This window comes from Kocuria sp. CPCC 205297 (genome assembly GCF_040981035.1).
GTDB lineage: Bacteria > Actinomycetota > Actinomycetes > Actinomycetales > Micrococcaceae > Kocuria > Kocuria marina.
In genome coordinates, this window is sequence record NZ_JAVKPY010000004.1 from 116,738 (window position 1) to 133,025 (window position 16,288).

Here is a 16,288-nt window from a genome sequence, read left to right on the forward strand (position 1 = left end):
CGAAGGTGACGGGGGAGCACTCGCGCCCGGGCATGTCGAGATGGGACGGGCGGTACGGGCGCGACCACCCGTGACGCGCTCAGCGCCCCGGGCGGCCCAGCAGGAAATCCGTGAGGGTGCGGGTGAGTTGCGGGTCCGAGGCCACGGGCCGCCCGTCCACGCTCGTCACCGGGACCGCGAGCCGCACCGAGGACGTGAGCCACACGGCGCTCGCTGCGAAGAGGTCCTCGGGGTACAGCGGTCCGTAGTCCACGGCCCAGCCGCGCTCGCGGGCGGCGTCGAAGATCCGGGCTTGCGAGGTCCCCGGCAGGACCCCGCGGGACGGTTCGGGCGTGAGCAGGGTGGGCGCAGCGCCGTCGTCGTGCCGTGCGCACACCACCGAGGACGTGGCGCCCTCCAGGATCCTGTGGTCCGTGGAGGTCATGAACACGGCGTCCTGCGCGCCGTGGGCGTGGGCGTAGCGCACCGCGGCCATGTTGACCGCGTAGGACAGGGTCTTGACCCCGGGGAGCAGCCACGGCAATCCGGTGTCCTCCGCGGGGTCGTGGCCTCGCTCGAGCAACACCACGGACACCCCCGTGCGCCGGGCGGCGAACGTCCGCTTGGGGACGGGCGCGACCGTGAGCCACGCCCACGGCTGATCACCGGGGACACCGCGGCTGATGCTCAACTTGACCGTGTGCTCCGCCCCGAGATCGGCCGAGGGGTCGCGGGCACCGGGACCGGCCGCCGCGAGCGCCGTCGTCAGGGCCTCGCGCCATGTATCCGCGGACGGTGCGGGCAATTGGGCGGTCGCCGCGGAATGCTCCAGCCTGACCAGGTGGGCGTCGAGCTTGTACGCGGTGCCGTCCAGGACGTGGAGGGTCTCGAAGACGCCGTCCCCGCGGGTGAGTCCCTGGTCCTCGAGGCTCACGTGGGCCTCATGCGGGTCCACGAGCCGCGGCGGGGCACCGATCGGGGAGATCAGCACGGCCGCGGCGGGTCCGGGTGCTGCGGGGGACGGAGCGGGTGTCCCGGCACCGGGCGAAATCACGGGGTGCCCCGCTGTTCCGTGCCCGGTTCCTGGGGTGAGGGTCCGGGGTGGAGGATCTCGGCGGACTCCCACACGGGGTCCTCACCGAGGTACTGCTCCTCCTGCTCCGCCCACACGTCCCAGTACTTTTCGTACGTGGCGCCGTCCCGGTCCAGGGCGCGCTGTTTGCGCTGTGAGGCGGGAAGTTCGACCCACACGGAGACGTCCAACAACGCCCGGGCCTCGCGGTGGCACGCCCCGACGCCCTCCACGAGCACGATCTGAGCGGTGCGGGTCAGACGCGGGGTGCCGGGCTCGTTGGTCAGCCAGTCCCACGCGGTCCAGTGGGCGTCCTCCTCGCGGCGCAGCGGTTCGAGGATCTCACCGCGATACCGTTCCATGCCCTCGAGCAGTCCGTTCCACCCAGGGTAGATGTCCTCGAGGTGGAAGCTCACGACGTCGTGCGAGCGCTCCAGCACCCGCGAGAGTTGCTCGGTCAGCGTGGTCTTGCCCGCTCCGGAACGGCCGTCGATGCCCACGATGAACGGCTTGCGCGTGGGTGGGGGCAGCAACCGTGCGAGGTTGACGCCTTCCGGGTACTGGGCGATCTCGTCGTCCTGGAAACCCTCGTCCGGGGAGATCACCGCGCGTCGATCCGATCCTCGACCCACGAGACCACGCCCGGGGTGGCGGCCGTAATCTGTTCCCACGCGGTGTCGAAGTCGTCCGAACCGCCGTACCACGGGTCGGCGATGTCGAGGCCCGCCTGTGAGTCGGCCACGGCCGGGTCGAAGCTGCGAATGAGCCGGACCTTCCGGGCGTCGTCCGTGGGCAGTCGGCGCTGGAGCTGGTCCCTGTGGGACCGGGTCATGGCGAGGATCAGGTCCGCGTCCGCGAGCTCGGCGTCCGTGATCTTGTGTGCCTGATGCTCGGGCAGTTCCAGGTGGTTCCTGTTCAAGACGGTGCGGGCGCGGGGATCCACGGGGTTGCCGTGTTCCTCGTCACTCACGCCCGCCGAGCTGACGCGGACGCGCTGCGCGAGACCGGCGTCGGTGAGCTCGGATCGCAGCAGGGCCTCGGCCATGGGCGAGCGGCAGATGTTGCCGGTGCAAACCGTGACGATGGAGAACATGACCTCCACTGTACGAAAAATCCGTTCCCCGTGAGTGGCCTCAAGGTGTCGAGGAGCCACCCCACGTCTGACGTTCGATGCCCGCGAGCAGCAGTTCCAGGCCCGCGATGTATTCCGAGCGGTCGTCGTGGTCACCGAACGAGCCCAGCATGGTACGCACCACCGGGAGCATCCCCGGCCCCGAACGGCCCGCCCGTTCCAGTTTTTCGTGCACCTGCCGGGCGGATTCCTCCGCGGCGGGCCGGTTGTGACGGTGGGCGATTCCCGCGCCCGTTCCGAACGCGTAGTTGGCCACGGCGAGGGATGCGTAGAACCGCTGTTCGGCGTCGAGCTCCATGCGCTGCAGCAACTGTCCCGTGCATTCCCACGTGCGCAACGCGTTCTCCTCGCTGCGGGCGGTGCTGGGCAGCTGCCCGGCGAGCCACGGGTGCTCGCACATCTGGGAGAACAAGCACAGGCACAGGCACCGCAGTTCCTCGAGGGCCTGCGCCGTGGCCGCGCTCGTACGGGGATCCGCCCTGGGTGCCGGGAAGGCCTCGAACTCCTCCGGCCCCGGCTCGCCGGCCCCGCACAGCGCGTGGAACTGGCCCAGCGCGCGGCCCAGGACCTCGCTCGTGACCAGGGCCATGAGGTCGTCCTTGCCGGTGGTGTACCAGTAGAGACTCGCCACGCCGCTGTTGAGATCGGTCGCGAGCCCGCGCAGGGTCAGGCGCCGCGACCCCTCGCGGTCCAGTACCGCGATCGAGGTGTCCACGATCGTCTCCAGGGACAGCGACGCACGACGCCGCTGGGCCCCCTTCCCGCTCGCCCCGCCCGTGTCGGGGGCGCCGGGCACGTGCTCGCGCGCGGCGCCCCCGGGCCCATCTCCCGATGGGCTCATGGGCCGGGGCCGGGAATCGGGATCCGGATCGGGGGATCGTGGTGGGCCGTCGTTCATGCGCACCAACGTACGCAGCGTGGCCGTGCGGGACCAAACGGTGTCCCGGTACGCGAACGCGGGGTGCGCGTCCAATGACGTGCACCCCGCGTTCGGGAGGGGGCCCGGTTCAGCGGGCCATCGGTGTCACTGGTCGTTGCGGTGCTTCGGCGTGGTCTGTTCCCACGGGGCCTCGCCCTCGGGGGTGCCGTCCGCGATGTCGTCGGCGGCCGAGGAGACCCACGCCGACTTGTACGTGAAATCGGTCTCGTCCCCGTTCTCGTCCGTCTGGCGGTACCACTCGGTGATCGCCGGATCGTGGGAGTTGAAAGTGTTGCCCGCGGCGCGATGACCCTCGGCGTGCTCCACCTGCAGGGCGAAGTTGTCGCCGTGCTCGGCGAGACCCGCGGACACGGCCTTCTCCACGGCGGACACCGCGAAGCGGGTGCGCAGGGTGGCCGGGTCGTTGCGCAGGTCCCGGTAGAGGGCGACCATCATCATGGCCACGATCACCGCGAACGGCAGCGCGGAGACGATCACGAGGTTCTGCATGCCGGCCAGGGCGTCGTCGCCACCCACGAGGAGCATCACAATCGCGATGCCCGCGAGGCACGCACCCCAGAAGATCACGATCCACTTGCTGGGGCTGGGCCGCCCGCGCTGGGTCATGGTGCCCATGACCACGGACGCGGAGTCCGCGCTGGTCACGAAGAAGATGCCGATCACGATCATGCCCAGCACCGAGGTGACACCGGTCAGCGGAAGCTGGTCGAACAGTGCGAACAGCATGGACTCGGCGCCGTCCGCCACGGAGAGGTCCGCGCCGTTCTTGGAGAAGTACATTGCGGCGCCGCCGAAGACGATGAACCACAGGATGCACACGGAGGCCGGGACCACGAGGACCACGGTCACGAACTGGCGGATGGAACGCCCGCGCGAGATCTTGGCGATGAACATGCCCACGAACGGGGACCAGGAAAGCCACCACGCCCAGTAGTACACGGTCCAGGTGTTGGAGAACTCGGCGCTGTCAGGACCCCACGCGGCCGACTGTCCGGTCATGAAGAGGTACTCGGAGATATAGGTGGAGAACGTGGAGGGGATCAGCGTGAGCAGGAAGACGGTGGGGCCCACGAAGAACACGAACAGCGCGAGCACGAAGGCCAGCGTCAGGTTGATGTTCGAGAGGTAACGGATACCCCGGGAGACCCCGGACACGGCCGATATGACGAAGCACACGGACAGCGCGGCGATGATCCCGATTAGGGCGTTGTTGCCCAGCGGGCCGACCCCGCCCAAGATCGTGATGCCCGAACCGATCTGCATGGCGCCCACGCCAAGCGAGGCGGCGGTGCCGAAGAGGGTTGCGAAGATCGCGAAGACGTCGATGAGCTTGCCCATGGTGCCGTCCACGCGCTTGTGGCCGAGCAACGAGGTGAACACCCGCGAGATCAGGGGTGCGCGGCCGCGGCGGTAGGCGCCGTAGGCCACGGAGACACCGACGACGGCGTAGATCGCCCACGGGTTCAGGGCCCAGTGGAACGCGGACTGCACCAGGGAGTAGACCACCATGGAGTCCTGGCCCGGCTCGGAGACGTGCGAGAAGCCGGGGATGCCGCCCTCGAAGTAGGACATGGGCTCGAACGCCCCGTAGAACATCAGGCCGATGCCCATGCCCGCGGCGAAGAGCATCGCGAGCCACGAGAAGAACGAGTACTCGGGTTCCTCGTCGTCACGGCCGAGCTTGATCCGCCCGGTGCGCGTGAAACCGATGAACAGCATGAACAGCACCGCCGCGGTGGACAACAGGATGAAGAACCAGCCGGTGTTGTCCGTGACCCACGCGAGCGCGGTGGCGGAGACCGTGGAGAGGCTGTCCGTGCTGAGGACACCCCATGCGATGAAGCCCACCACGAGGACCGCGGTGATGGCGAAGACCACCTTGTCGGTGCCGAACTTGACCTTGCGGTCCTCCACGCCGACGCCCGGCACCAGTGCCGGGTGGATGCCGTGGGGGTAGGTGAGCTCGTCGATGATCTTCCGGGGGCGGCTGCGGGCGGTCGATCCCTGGGTGGCGTGGTCGTGGGGCGGGGTGGTCGATGGTTCTCGGTCCGTGGAATGCGGTGGCGTGCTCAAGACAGTTCTCCTGACTTCGGCGGTGGGTGATCGGTGAGCTCGTGTGGTGCGGTGGCGCTCCTGGAGGGGTCGGGGGCAGTGCGGGCCCGGCACGTTTCGCCCTGGGCGTACAAACCCATCAGTGTAACGCGGCTAAGTGTCCACCCCCGAATTGCTGTGGAATTCCCGGCAGCTCGGGCGAGACGCGGTGTGTAGATACTTGAGCCGTTGCGACTCAACTTAGGTTGACAAGAGTAGCTCAAGGTGTAAACTTGAGTCCCGAAAGCTCAAGTCTTGAAGGTTCACGGACGGGTCGCGTCGGTGCCCGTCCCGGACCGCATCGGAACAACGAAGGGATAGAACATGTCTCGTGCAGTAGGAATCGACCTCGGTACCACTAACTCCGTGGTATCCGTACTGGAAGGCGGCGAGCCCGTCGTCATTGCGAACGCCGAGGGCAACCGCACCACCCCGTCCGTTGTCGCCTTCTCCAAGGACGGCGAGACCCTCGTGGGCGACGTGGCCAAGCGCCAGGCCGTGACCAACGTGGACCGCACCGTGGCCTCCGTGAAGCGCCACATGGGCACGGACTGGACCACCGAGATCGATGGCAAGAAGTACACTCCGCAGGAGATCTCCGCCCGTACGCTCATGAAGCTCAAGGCGGACGCCGAGTCCTACCTGGGCGACACGGTCACGGATGCCGTGATCACTGTTCCCGCGTACTTCAACGACGCCGAGCGCCAGGCCACCAAGGAGGCCGGTGAGATCGCCGGCATGAACGTGCTGCGCATCGTCAACGAGCCCACCGCCGCGGCCCTGGCATACGGTCTGGAGAAGGGCAAGGAGGACGAGCTCATCCTGGTCTTCGACCTCGGTGGCGGCACGTTCGACGTCTCCCTGCTGGAGGTCGGCAAGGACGAGGACGACTTCTCCACCATCCAGGTTCGCGCCACCGCCGGTGACAACCGCCTCGGTGGCGACGACTGGGACCAGCGCATCGTGGACTGGCTGCTGGAGCAGGTGAAGTCCAAGACCGGTGCGGACCTGTCCAAGGACAAGATTGCCCTGCAGCGCTTGAAGGAGGCGGCCGAGCAGGCCAAGAAGGAACTGTCCTCCGCGACGTCCACGACCATCTCCCTGCAGTACCTGTCCGTGACCCCCGAGGGCCCCGTGCACCTGGACGAGAAGCTCTCCCGTGCCAAGTTCGAGGACCTCACCAAGGACCTGCTGGCCCGCACCGAGAAGCCGTTCAAGGACGTCATCTCCGAGGCCGGGATCAACGTCTCCGACATCGATCACGTGGTGCTCGTGGGTGGTTCCACCCGTATGCCCGCCGTGGTCGAGAAGGTCACCGAGCTCGCGGGTAAGGCCCCCAACAAGGGCGTGAACCCGGACGAGGTCGTGGCCATCGGCGCCGCGATCCAGGCCGGTGTGCTCAAGGGCGACCGCAAGGACGTGCTGCTGATCGACGTGACCCCGCTGTCGCTGGGCATCGAGACCAAGGGCGGCGTGATGACCAAGCTCATCGAGCGCAACACGGCCATCCCCACCAAGCGGTCCGAGACCTTCACCACCGCGGAGGACAACCAGCCGTCCGTGTCCATCCAGGTCTTCCAGGGCGAGCGCGAGTTCACCCGGGACAACAAGAACCTGGGCACGTTCGAGCTCACGGGCATCGCCCCGGCCCCGCGCGGCATGCCGCAGATCGAGGTCACGTTCGACATCGACGCGAACGGCATCGTGCACGTGTCCGCCAAGGACAAGGGCACGGGCAAGGAACAGTCCATGACCATCACGGGCGGTACCTCGCTGTCCAAGGAGGACATCGACCGCATGGTCAAGGACGCCGAGGCGAACGCCGACGCGGACAAGCAGCGCCGTGAGGCCGCCGACCGTCGCAACAACGCGGAACAGCAGGCGTACTCCGTGGAGAAGCTGCTCAACGACGACGAGGGCAAGATCCCCGAGGACGTCAAGACCGAGGTCCAGGCCGACGTCGACGCCGTGAAGTCCGCCCTCGAGGGCGACGACGACGACGCCGTGAAGACCGCGTTCGAGAAGTTGCAAGCCTCCCAGACCAAGATCGGTGAGGCGCTGTACGCCCAGGCCCAGAGCGAGGGTGCCGCCGGTGCCCAGCCGGGCGCCGAGGGCGCTCAGGGTGCGCAGGCCAAGGACGACGACGACATCGTCGACGCCGAGGTCGTGGACGACGAAGACGGTAAGAACGGGAGGAAGTGAGCATGAGCGATTCCGAGAACACCAAGGGTCACGGCGAGTCCGTGCCGGAGGACCCGGATCATTCAGCTCAGGACTCCACCGGCACCGAGCGTTCCGAGGGCGGTGAGGGGCTGACCGTGGACGACATCCTGGACACCCCTCAGTCCCAGGACGCCCAGGCCGGGGACACGCAGGCCGCGGACGCGGCGTCGTCGCAGGACGACGCCGCCCCGGCGGGCGAGTCCGCCGCGCAGAAGCTCGCGGACGAGCGCCTCGAGGACCTGCGTCGGCTGCAGGCGGAGTTCGTGAACTTCAAGAACCGCACCGCGCGGGAGAAGGATCAGCTGCGGGACTTCGTCTCCGGCGAGATGATCACCGCGCTGCTGCCGGTCCTGGACGACATCGACGCCGCTCGCAAGGCCGGGGACCTCGAGGACGGCCCGTTCGCCGCGATCGCGACCAAGCTCGAGGACGCCCTGGGCAAGAAGGGCCTCACCCGGATCGGGGAGGTGGGGGAGGTCTTCGACCCCACCGTCCACGAGGCCGTGCTGCAGCAACCCACCGACGAGGTGGAACCGGACCACGTGTCCATGGTGCTGCGCTCGGGCTTCCGGGTGGGCGCTCGAGTGGTCCGGGCGGCCCAGGTGGCCGTGGCCACGAAGCCGTAACGCAAGAAATTCCTCGGGGCGGGTCCGCATGACGGGACCCGCCCCGAGTCACACAGGGAAGTACCAGGAGGAAGGAGGCGTCATGGCCAGTCAGGACTGGATCGACAAAGATTTCTACACTGTCCTGGGCGTCTCCAAGGACGCATCCCAGGCGGACATCAAGAAGGCTTACCGCAAGCTGGCCCGCAAGTACCACCCGGACCAGAACCCGGGGGATGCGGCCGCGGAGAAGAAGTTCAAGGACATCACCGAGGCCAATTCGGTGCTGTCGGACCCCGAGGAACGCAAACAGTACGATGCGATCCGGGCCATGGGTTCCGGGGCGCGGTTCACCGCCGGTGGCCCCGGTGGCGCGAGCAACACTGGCGGCGCCGGGTTCGAGGACCTCTTCGGGGGTCTGTTCAACGGCGGCGGTGGCCGCAGGAGCTACTCCACCTCCGGGGGTGGCGGGTTCGAGGACCTGTTCGCGCAGTTCGGCGGCCAGGGCGGCAATTCGCGGTTCGGAGGGGGCTTCGGTGGCGGCCAGGGTGGATTCGGCGGGGGTCAGGGCGGATTCGGTGGCTACCAGGCACCGCCCGCCAAGGGTGAGGACATCCACACCACGACCACGATCCCGCTACGTTCCGCGTACAACGGCACCACGGTGAAACTGCGCCGGGGCAACGGCCAGTCCACCACGGTGCGCGTGCCCAAGGGCGTCAAGGATGGACAGCGGTTGAAGATCGCGGGCAAGGGACACTCGGGGCCCGGTGGCCACGGGGACCTGTTCGTGACCGTCAAGGTCAAGGAGCACCCGTTCTTCACCCGCGAGGGCCAGGACGTGCACGTGGACATCCCGGTGACCGCTGCGGAGGCCGGACTCGGGACCACCGTGCAGGTACCCACGCTGGACGAGGGCCATGTGACCGTGCGGGTCCCCGCGGGGACGTCGTCCGGGCACCGGATGCGTGTCAAGGGCAAGGGCTTCACGTCCGGGTCCACCACGGGCAACATGATCGTGACGGTGCAGATCCAGTTCCCGGAAGACCTGGACGATGCCGCACGGGAAGCCCTGCAGGAGTTCGCGCGGGCCACCGAGGACTTCGACCCCCGCGCGAACCTGAGCGAGGAGGCGGCGCTCTGACATGGCCATCGACTTCACCCAGCCAGTGTTCGTGATCTCGGTGGCCGCGGAGCTCGCGGACATGCACCCCCAGACCCTGCGCCAGTACGACCGCATGGGTCTCGTGACCCCGTCCCGGGCCTCCGGGCGGGCCCGCCGGTACTCCCAGCTGGACGTGCAGAAACTGCGTCAGATCCAGGAGCTCTCCCAGGAGGGCGTGTCCCTCGAAGGGATCAAGCGCATCATCCAGCTCGAGAACCAGGTGCAGGCGCTGCAGACCCGGGTCACGGAACTGTCCGAGGAACTCGAACGGGAGCGCCGGGCGCGGCAGGAGCGGGACATGATTTTCACCGCCGGTTCCGCCGGGGATGTGGTGCGCATGGCCCGTGGCACCCGGCGCTCACCCCGCAAGGTGTCCCAGGCGCTCATGCTCTACCGCCCGGCCAAGCCCGAGGCTGCGGCCACCGGCCGGGACGCCATACTGGGCCGGGACACGGCCCCGGGCCGGGACGCGGCGTCCGCGCGGCGGGATGCGACGTCGTCGTCGACCACGAAGCGGCGCGGCTCGCAGAAGTAGACGACCCGCGAATGGCGAGATCCCCGCGGCTCCTCTCGGGAAGGGCCGCAGGGATCTCGTCATCCGGGGGTACCGCGAAGGACTACTCCTGGATCGTGTTGCCGTCGAAGAAGTCGTCCGTGGTGGCGTTGGGGTGCTTGGCCAACGGGGTCACCTTGACGTTCATGTACGCGAACATGGGGAACCCGGACAGGACGGTCTGCAGCTCGTCGTTGTCCTCGACGTCGTAGATCGAGTAGTTGGCGTACTCGCCCACCACGCGCCAGATGCCCTTCAAGACACCCGTGCGCTGGAGTTCACCCGAGTAGGCCTTCTCGCGGTGCTGGAAATCAGCCTTGGTCTCGTCGGTCATCGATTCCGGGAAGACCACGTCCATGCGGGCCAGGAACAACATGCGGGGCTACTTTCTCTCGGGGTCCGTGGAGGGTGCGTCGGGTTCCACCCTAGGCGCTGCCGCGCGCTCGCCGGGGTGTACGACGTCGTGCGAACCGGTGAACTCGCCCGTCTCGTAGTCGTAGGCCACGGGGTTGCCGTCCTCGTCCGTGCGCCGGTACCACTCGGTGACCTCCGGGGCGCTCGAGTCGAAGTCCGCGCCCGCCGCCCACTTGCTGTCCGGGGCGCGTTCCACCGAGAACGTGAAGTCGTCCCCGTGCTCGTCGATGCCGTGGCGTACGGACTTGTCCACCGCCCAGCGCGAGTACTGCTCGCGGATGACCATGGGGTCCCGGCGCAGGTCCTTGTGGAAGGCCACGGCCATGGCGAACATGATCAGGGTGAACGGCAGGGCCGTGACGGTGATCAGGTTCTGCAGACCCGTGAGCGCGTTCTGTCCCCCGATCAACAACATCACCACGGCGATCCCGGCCATGCACAGTCCCCAGAACACGGTGATCCGCCGCTTGGGGTTCGGGTTGCCCCGCTGGGACATCTGGGACGTCACCACGGAGGCAGAGTCCGCGGTGGTGATGAAGAAGATGGCCAGCATGAGCACCACGATTCCCGCCATGATGCCCGCCGCGGGCATGCCGTCCAGGACGGTGAAGAAGATCTCTTCCGGGGCCGGCAGGGTCTGCGCGGTGCCGTCCGGGGCGATCGCGTGGTCCTGCATCTGCTGGTGGATGGCGGTCCCGCCGAGCACCGTGAAGGCCATCACCACGATGGACGAGGGGATGAACAGCACCCCCAGGATGAACTGGCGGATGGTGCGGCCCCGGGAGATCTTGGCCACGAAGACCCCCACGAAGGGTGCCCAGGAGACCCACCAGGCCCAGTAGAACGTGGTCCACGAGGACAGGAACGCCTGCATCTCGGGGCCGTCCGACATGGACGCGGACAGCATGGTGGGCAGCTCGGCGAAGTACGTGACGATCACGGAGGGCACGAAGTTGAGCAGGAACGCGGTGGGTCCCAGGACGAAGAAGAACAGTGCCAGACCCACGGCGAGGACCATGTTGATGTTGGACAACCATCGGATCCCGCGGGCCACGCCCGAGACCGCCGAGGCGATGAACCCCGCGGTGAGCACCGCGATGATGACGACCGCCGCGGCGTTGCCCGAGGGGCCCAGACCCGTGAAGATCTCCACACCGCGCCCGATCTGCAGGGCACCGATGCCCAGGGACGCCGCGGTGCCGAACAGGGTGGCCAGGATCGCCAGGATGTCGATGATCCGGCCGGCCAGGTTGTCGGTGTTGCCGTTGTGGAAGAACGGTGCGAACACGGAACTCATGAGTGGAACGCGTCCGCGCCGGTAGGACGTGTAGGCCACCGCCACGCCCACGAGACCGTAGATGGCCCACGCGTTGAGCCCCCAGTGCAGCGCGGCCTGCGCGGAGGCCTTCTTCATGGCGTCCACCGTGCCGGGGTCCGCGGAACCCGGGCGCGGGGACAGGAAGTAGGTCATGGGCTCGAAAGGGCCGAAGAAGATGATCCCGATCCCGATCCCCGCCGCGAACAGCATGGCCGCCCACGACGCCGTGGAGTACTCGGGCCGGTCCCCGTCCAGGCCCAGCGGGATCCGCCCGTAGCGGGACACCGCGATGTACAGCAGGTAGAGCAACAGCCCGATCGCCAGGACGTTGAACGCCCACCCCATGTTGAGCATCGTCCAGTTCAGCGCCGCACCGGACACGGCCGTGAGTGACGCGGTGTCCACGACACCCCACCCGATGAACGCGACGATCAACCCGCCGGCCACGCCCACCACGATCTTGTCGATTCCGTAGCGCACCTTTTGGTCCTCCACAGACACGCCCGGTACCACGGCCGGGTGGATGTTGTGGGGGTAGTTGATCTCGTCGAGGAACGAGCGCGTGGCGTCCTTGCGGTTCGCCGGTTTGCGGGCGCCCTCGCGTGACGAGGGCTCGGGCTCCGCGTCCGACGGGTGGGGCGGTCGTGTACTGGAGGACACCGGGACTCCTTCGGGTCGGTCGGTCAGTGACCTTCCCACAGTAGGCCCCCGGACCGGTTCGCCCCGGGTCCGGCTAACGACGGCGGTAGGTCAGGTCCCGCGGGATCCGCCCGGCTTCCGTGGCCTTGCGTTCGAAACTCGTGAGGATCCGGCCCTCCCAGCGCGGGGCCCACCCGGCGTCCGGGTGCTCGTCGTCCGCGAGCGGACCCGGATGCACGTTCTCGAAGTCCGCGTCCGCGCCGTCCAGGACCTCGCGCATCACCACCGCGTACTCCTGCCAGTCCGTGGCCAACCGCCACAGTCCACCCGGTTCCAGGACGCGGGCGGCCAGTTCGGCGAAACCGGGGGAGACCAGGCGCCGCTTGTGGTGGCGGGTCTTGTGCCACGGGTCCGGGAAGAAGACCCACAGTTCGTGCACGGAACCGGGTTCCAGCATGTGCTCGAGCACCTCGGGGGCGTTGGCCTGCGCCACGCGCACATTGGTCACGCCGGCCTGGGCGGCCTTCATGAGTAGATCCGCCACACCGGGCTTGTAGACCTCCACGGCCAGGTGGTCCAGCTCCGGGTGGGCCGCCGCATGGGCCACGATGGCCTCGCCCAGGCCCGAGCCCACCTCCACGACGACCGGTGCCACACGGCCGAACACGGCCTCCCGGTCCAGTCGGTAGGCCGGATCCACGGAGGTGTCGGTCATGACGCGGGGGATGTCCAGGACCCACTCGTCCGCATGCTCGTCCCACGCCTTCTGGCGCTTGGGGGACAACCGGTCACCGCGGCGCACAAACGAGTACGGCTGCCGCGGGAACGCCACGCCCGCGGGGGCACCGCCGGTCGCCGCGGCGGGACCCGTCGGAGCGCCGGCGTCAGTCGGTGCGCCGTCGTTCGTCGGGGTGGCATCGGCGTCGGTGTGCTCGGATGACGACGGCGCGGCACCGGCCGCACGGGCCTCGGCGGGCTGTTCGGTGCGGTGTTCGGGGGCCGGGGACGACTCCGGGGCGCTGCCCGCGGAGTCCGGGAGGGCCGCGTCGTGCGCGGACGTGTCAGGGGTGCGATCGCTGGATTCCATCGTGGATCATCCTAGGCGCGGGGGCGTTACAGGAGGGGATCGGGTGACCCGCGGCACCTACTATTTGAACAGCCCGCCGACCCCTCAGCGCCCAGGCGCGTGCCAGGAGAGCCCGCATGACCCAGAACCCCGCGTTCCCCGAGCCCGGTCGCAGCAGGCTGGGATTGAGCCCGCGCCTGGACTGGATCGTGCTCGTGGGCGCCCTGGGCATCCTCTCCGCCGTGAGCCCGCTGGCCACGGACATGTACCTCGCGTCCATGCCGGAGATGGGCGAGTGGTTCGGCTCCCCGGCCAGCATGATCCAGCTGACCCTCACCGCGTACATGGTGGGCATGGCGCTGGGGCAATTCCTGCTGGGCCCGCTCTCGGACGTGCTGGGGCGGCACAGACTCATGGTCACGGGGAACCTGATCTTCCTGCTCGCGTCCGTGGGAATCATCGTGGCCCCGGACATCCACTGGGTGCTCGCCCTGCGGTTCGTGCAGGGTCTCGCCGGGGCGGCGGGCGTGGTGATCGCCCGGGCCGTGGTCTCGGACATCGCCCACGGCCACCGCGCGGCCCAGCTGTACTCGGTGCTCGCACTCATCACGTCCCTGGCACCCGTGGTCGCACCGCTCGCGGGCGGTGTGATCGCGACCGTGGCCGACTGGCGCGTGGTGTTCTGGGTGCTCGCGATCTTCGGGGCCGTGATGCTCGCGGGCTCCGTGTTCATCGTGCCGGAGACCCTCCCGCCGGGGCAACGCTCGCGGGGCGGGCTGGGGCGCATCCTGCGCAACGCCCGGCAGATGATCAGTGATCGACACTTCACGCTCTACGCCCTGAGCTTCGCCTTCGCGTTCGGTGCGCTGTTCTCCTACATCTCCGCGTCCTCGTTCGTGATCCAGAACGTGCTGGGCTTCAGCGCCCTGGTCTACTCCGTGATCTTCGCGATCAACGCGTGCGGTTCGATCACCATGGGAGTGGTCAACACCAAGCTCGTGGGCAGTCGGGACCCCTCCTCCCTGTTGCTCGTGGGGGTCACGGGACTCGCAACCTTCTCCGTGCTCAACATGGTCCTGGTGGTGCTGGGCGTGGTCGGAGCGATCACCCTGGTGCTGTTGTTCCTGGCCCAGTCCTGCATGGGACTCGTCCTGGGCAACGCCGTGGCCATGGCCCAGCGCCAGGCCCAACGGCTGCACCTCTCCGGCACAGGTTCTGCCGTGGTGGGCATGGCCCAGTTCATCCTGGCCGGGCTCGTCACGCCCCTCACGGGCCTCGGCGGGGAGTACACCGCGGTGCCCATGGTGCTGAGCATGGCGGCATGCGCCGTGATCTCCGTGGGGCTGGTCCTCACGGCGCGCCGGCAGGGGACGCCCGTCGGGTGAATGCCCGGACCCGGCGGCGTCGTCCCGCGAGCTGTGCGACATGGCCCCCGCTCCGCACGCCGAGGGGCCCGGAACCGCGCGGGATGTGGTTCACTGTCCGGGACAGTGACATTGTTCACACACCGTCCGTGGCATCCTGCCCCAGTTGAACGAGGGACACCTTCATGCTCGATTCGCTCCAATCCATTCTCGACACGATCGGCGGGTTCGTGTGGGGGCCGTTCCTCCTGATCCCGCTGCTGCTCGGAACGGGCATCTACCTGACCATCCGGCTGTCCGGACTGCAGATCACCAAGTTGATCCCCGCACTGCGCCTCGCGTTGTTCGAACGCAAGGACAAGGACGCCCCCGGCGGTGACGTCTCCCAGTTCCAGGCATTGACCACGGCGCTCGCCGCGACCGTGGGTACCGGCAACATCGTGGGCGTGGCCACGGCCATCTCGATCGGCGGCCCCGGCGCCCTGTTCTGGATGTGGGTCACGGGCGTGCTGGGCATGGCGTCCAAGTACTCGGAGGCCTTCCTGGGCGTGCGGTTCCGCACCCGGGACGCCAAGGGCGAGATCTCCGGCGGTCCGCAGTACTACCTGTTCCGCGGGATCCCCAACGGTTTCGGCAAGTTCCTCTCCCTGTTCTTCGCGATCGCCGCGGTGCTCGCGTCCTTCGGGATCGGCAACATGACCCAGGGCAACTCCATCTCCGCGAACGTGGAGTCCTCCTTCGGCGTGCCCGTGTGGGTCACGGGCCTCGTGCTCGCGGCGCTGACGCTGCTCGTACTCGTGGGCGGGATCAAGTCCATCGGCAAGGTCACCGCCGCGCTCGTGCCTATTATGATTGTCTTCTACGTCCTGGGCGCGCTCTACATCCTGGCGGTCAACATCGAGTCCGTTCCCGCGGCGTTCGGGAGCATCTTCAGCACGGCCTTCACGGGGCACTCCGCGGTGGGCGGCTTCGCCGGATCCGCGATCATCCTGGTGGTGCAGATGGGTGTGGCCCGCGGCATCTTCTCCAACGAGTCCGGCATGGGGTCCGCGGCCATCGCCGCAGCGGCCGCGCAGACCACTCACCCCGTCCGTCAGGGCCTGGTGTCCATGACCCAGACGTTCATCGACACCATCATCGTGGTGACCTGCACGGGCCTCGTGATCGTGACCACCGGCGTGTGGGACCAGGGCAAGGACTTCGCGGCCACCATGACCGGGGACGCCTTCAGCCATGGTCTGCCCGGCGGTTGGGGCCACCTGATCGTGACCCTGGGCCTGATCCTCTTCGCGTACTCCACGATCCTGGGCTGGGCCTACTACGGCGAGCGCTGCATGGAGCGCCTGTTCGGCCGCAGGTCCGTGATGCCGTACCGCGTGTTCTTCTCGCTGATCGTGTTCGTGGGCTGCAGCGTGCCGTTGGCCATCGTGTGGTCCTTCGCGGACCTCATGAACGGGCTCATGGCGCTGCCCAACCTGCTGGGTCTGCTCATCCTCTCCGGGCTGATCGCCCGCGAGACCAAGCACTACCTGCGCAACGACCCGCAGTTGCGCGCGGACAAGCTGCAGATCGACGGGTTCATGGAGGGCCGCCCCGGGGCCATCGACAGCTACGTCTCCACCGACTCCGGACGCCCGGACCGGGCGCAGCGCGTGCGCTGACCGCCGCTCCGCCCGCTCATCGAGCTTGTCGGGGCCCTCGGTCCCGACGGCGCTGAACAGCGAAGG

The 16,288-nt window shown here is 68.3% G+C and carries 14 protein-coding genes; 6 read left to right on the plus strand and 8 right to left on the minus strand.

Going from position 1 to position 16,288, the window contains the following annotated elements:
* Nucleotides 1–79: 79 nt before the first annotated feature.
* From RF650_RS04850 to RF650_RS04870, 5 genes are read right to left on the minus strand one after another with little or no spacing between them, the layout of a single operon-like run.
* Complete coding sequence (locus tag RF650_RS04850; RefSeq protein WP_368814225.1) at nt 80–1,033, minus strand: aminotransferase class IV; 954 nt, start codon at nt 1,031–1,033, stop codon at nt 80–82.
* Nucleotides 1,030–1,656, minus strand: coding sequence for a hypothetical protein (locus tag RF650_RS04855; RefSeq protein ID WP_368814226.1), 627 nt, complete (start codon nt 1,654–1,656; stop codon nt 1,030–1,032). Before RF650_RS04855 ends, RF650_RS04850 begins: the two co-directional genes overlap by 4 nt.
* Nucleotides 1,653–2,144: a low molecular weight protein-tyrosine-phosphatase gene (locus RF650_RS04860; RefSeq protein WP_368814227.1), complete on the minus strand. Its 492-nt coding sequence runs from the start codon at nt 2,142–2,144 to the stop codon at nt 1,653–1,655. The genes RF650_RS04855 and RF650_RS04860 overlap by 4 nt, the downstream gene beginning before the upstream one ends.
* A 40-nt stretch (nt 2,145–2,184) precedes the next feature.
* Nucleotides 2,185–3,156, minus strand: coding sequence for a TetR/AcrR family transcriptional regulator (locus tag RF650_RS04865; protein WP_368814228.1), 972 nt, complete (start codon nt 3,154–3,156; stop codon nt 2,185–2,187).
* A gap of 51 nt (nt 3,157–3,207) precedes the next feature.
* The gene (locus RF650_RS04870) at nt 3,208–5,196 is read right to left on the minus strand and encodes a BCCT family transporter (protein WP_368814230.1); all 1,989 of its coding nucleotides are present in this window, start codon (nt 5,194–5,196) and stop codon (nt 3,208–3,210) included.
* 342 nt (nt 5,197–5,538) lie between these two features.
* On the opposite strand from RF650_RS04870, the gene dnaK reads away from it, so the two are divergent.
* The 4 genes from dnaK to RF650_RS04890 all read left to right on the plus strand — a co-directional run bounded on the left by dnaK (nt 5,539) and on the right by RF650_RS04890 (nt 9,742).
* Entirely contained in the window at nt 5,539–7,416 is a 1,878-nt protein-coding gene (gene dnaK, locus RF650_RS04875; protein WP_085106162.1) for a molecular chaperone DnaK, read from the plus strand.
* Entirely contained in the window at nt 7,413–8,063 is a 651-nt protein-coding gene (locus RF650_RS04880) for a nucleotide exchange factor GrpE (RefSeq protein ID WP_312918326.1), read from the plus strand. Before dnaK ends, RF650_RS04880 begins: the two co-directional genes overlap by 4 nt.
* An 82-nt stretch (nt 8,064–8,145) precedes the next feature.
* Nucleotides 8,146–9,186: a DnaJ C-terminal domain-containing protein gene (locus RF650_RS04885; RefSeq protein ID WP_368814231.1), complete on the plus strand. Its 1,041-nt coding sequence runs from the start codon at nt 8,146–8,148 to the stop codon at nt 9,184–9,186.
* A gap of 1 nt (nt 9,187) precedes the next feature.
* Nucleotides 9,188–9,742, plus strand: coding sequence for a helix-turn-helix transcriptional regulator (locus RF650_RS04890; RefSeq protein ID WP_368814232.1), 555 nt, complete (start codon nt 9,188–9,190; stop codon nt 9,740–9,742).
* A gap of 82 nt (nt 9,743–9,824) precedes the next feature.
* On the opposite strand, the gene catC is transcribed toward RF650_RS04890, so the two are convergent.
* The 3 genes from catC to trmB form a co-directional block, all read right to left on the minus strand.
* Nucleotides 9,825–10,136, minus strand: a complete 312-nt coding sequence (catC, locus tag RF650_RS04895; RefSeq protein ID WP_368814233.1) for a muconolactone Delta-isomerase — start codon at nt 10,134–10,136, stop codon at nt 9,825–9,827.
* 6 nt (nt 10,137–10,142) lie between these two features.
* Nucleotides 10,143–12,035 (minus strand): BCCT family transporter, encoded by a 1,893-nt coding sequence (locus RF650_RS04900; protein WP_368814310.1) that lies wholly within the window; start codon nt 12,033–12,035, stop codon nt 10,143–10,145.
* 190 nt (nt 12,036–12,225) lie between these two features.
* Nucleotides 12,226–13,218 carry a tRNA (guanosine(46)-N7)-methyltransferase TrmB gene (trmB, locus tag RF650_RS04905; protein WP_368814235.1) on the minus strand — a complete coding sequence of 331 codons (993 nt, stop codon included), beginning with the start codon at nt 13,216–13,218 and terminating at the stop codon, nt 12,226–12,228.
* Between the two features lie 116 nt (nt 13,219–13,334).
* Here trmB and RF650_RS04910 point away from each other — a divergent pair, with 116 nt between their 5' ends.
* Both RF650_RS04910 and RF650_RS04915 read left to right on the plus strand, forming a co-directional pair.
* Nucleotides 13,335–14,582: a multidrug effflux MFS transporter gene (locus RF650_RS04910; RefSeq protein ID WP_368814236.1), complete on the plus strand. Its 1,248-nt coding sequence runs from the start codon at nt 13,335–13,337 to the stop codon at nt 14,580–14,582.
* A gap of 164 nt (nt 14,583–14,746) precedes the next feature.
* On the plus strand, nt 14,747–16,222 hold the full coding sequence (locus RF650_RS04915) for a sodium:alanine symporter family protein (protein ID WP_131332317.1): 1,476 nt from the start codon (nt 14,747–14,749) through the stop codon (nt 16,220–16,222).
* Nucleotides 16,223–16,288: the final 66 nt, after the last annotated feature.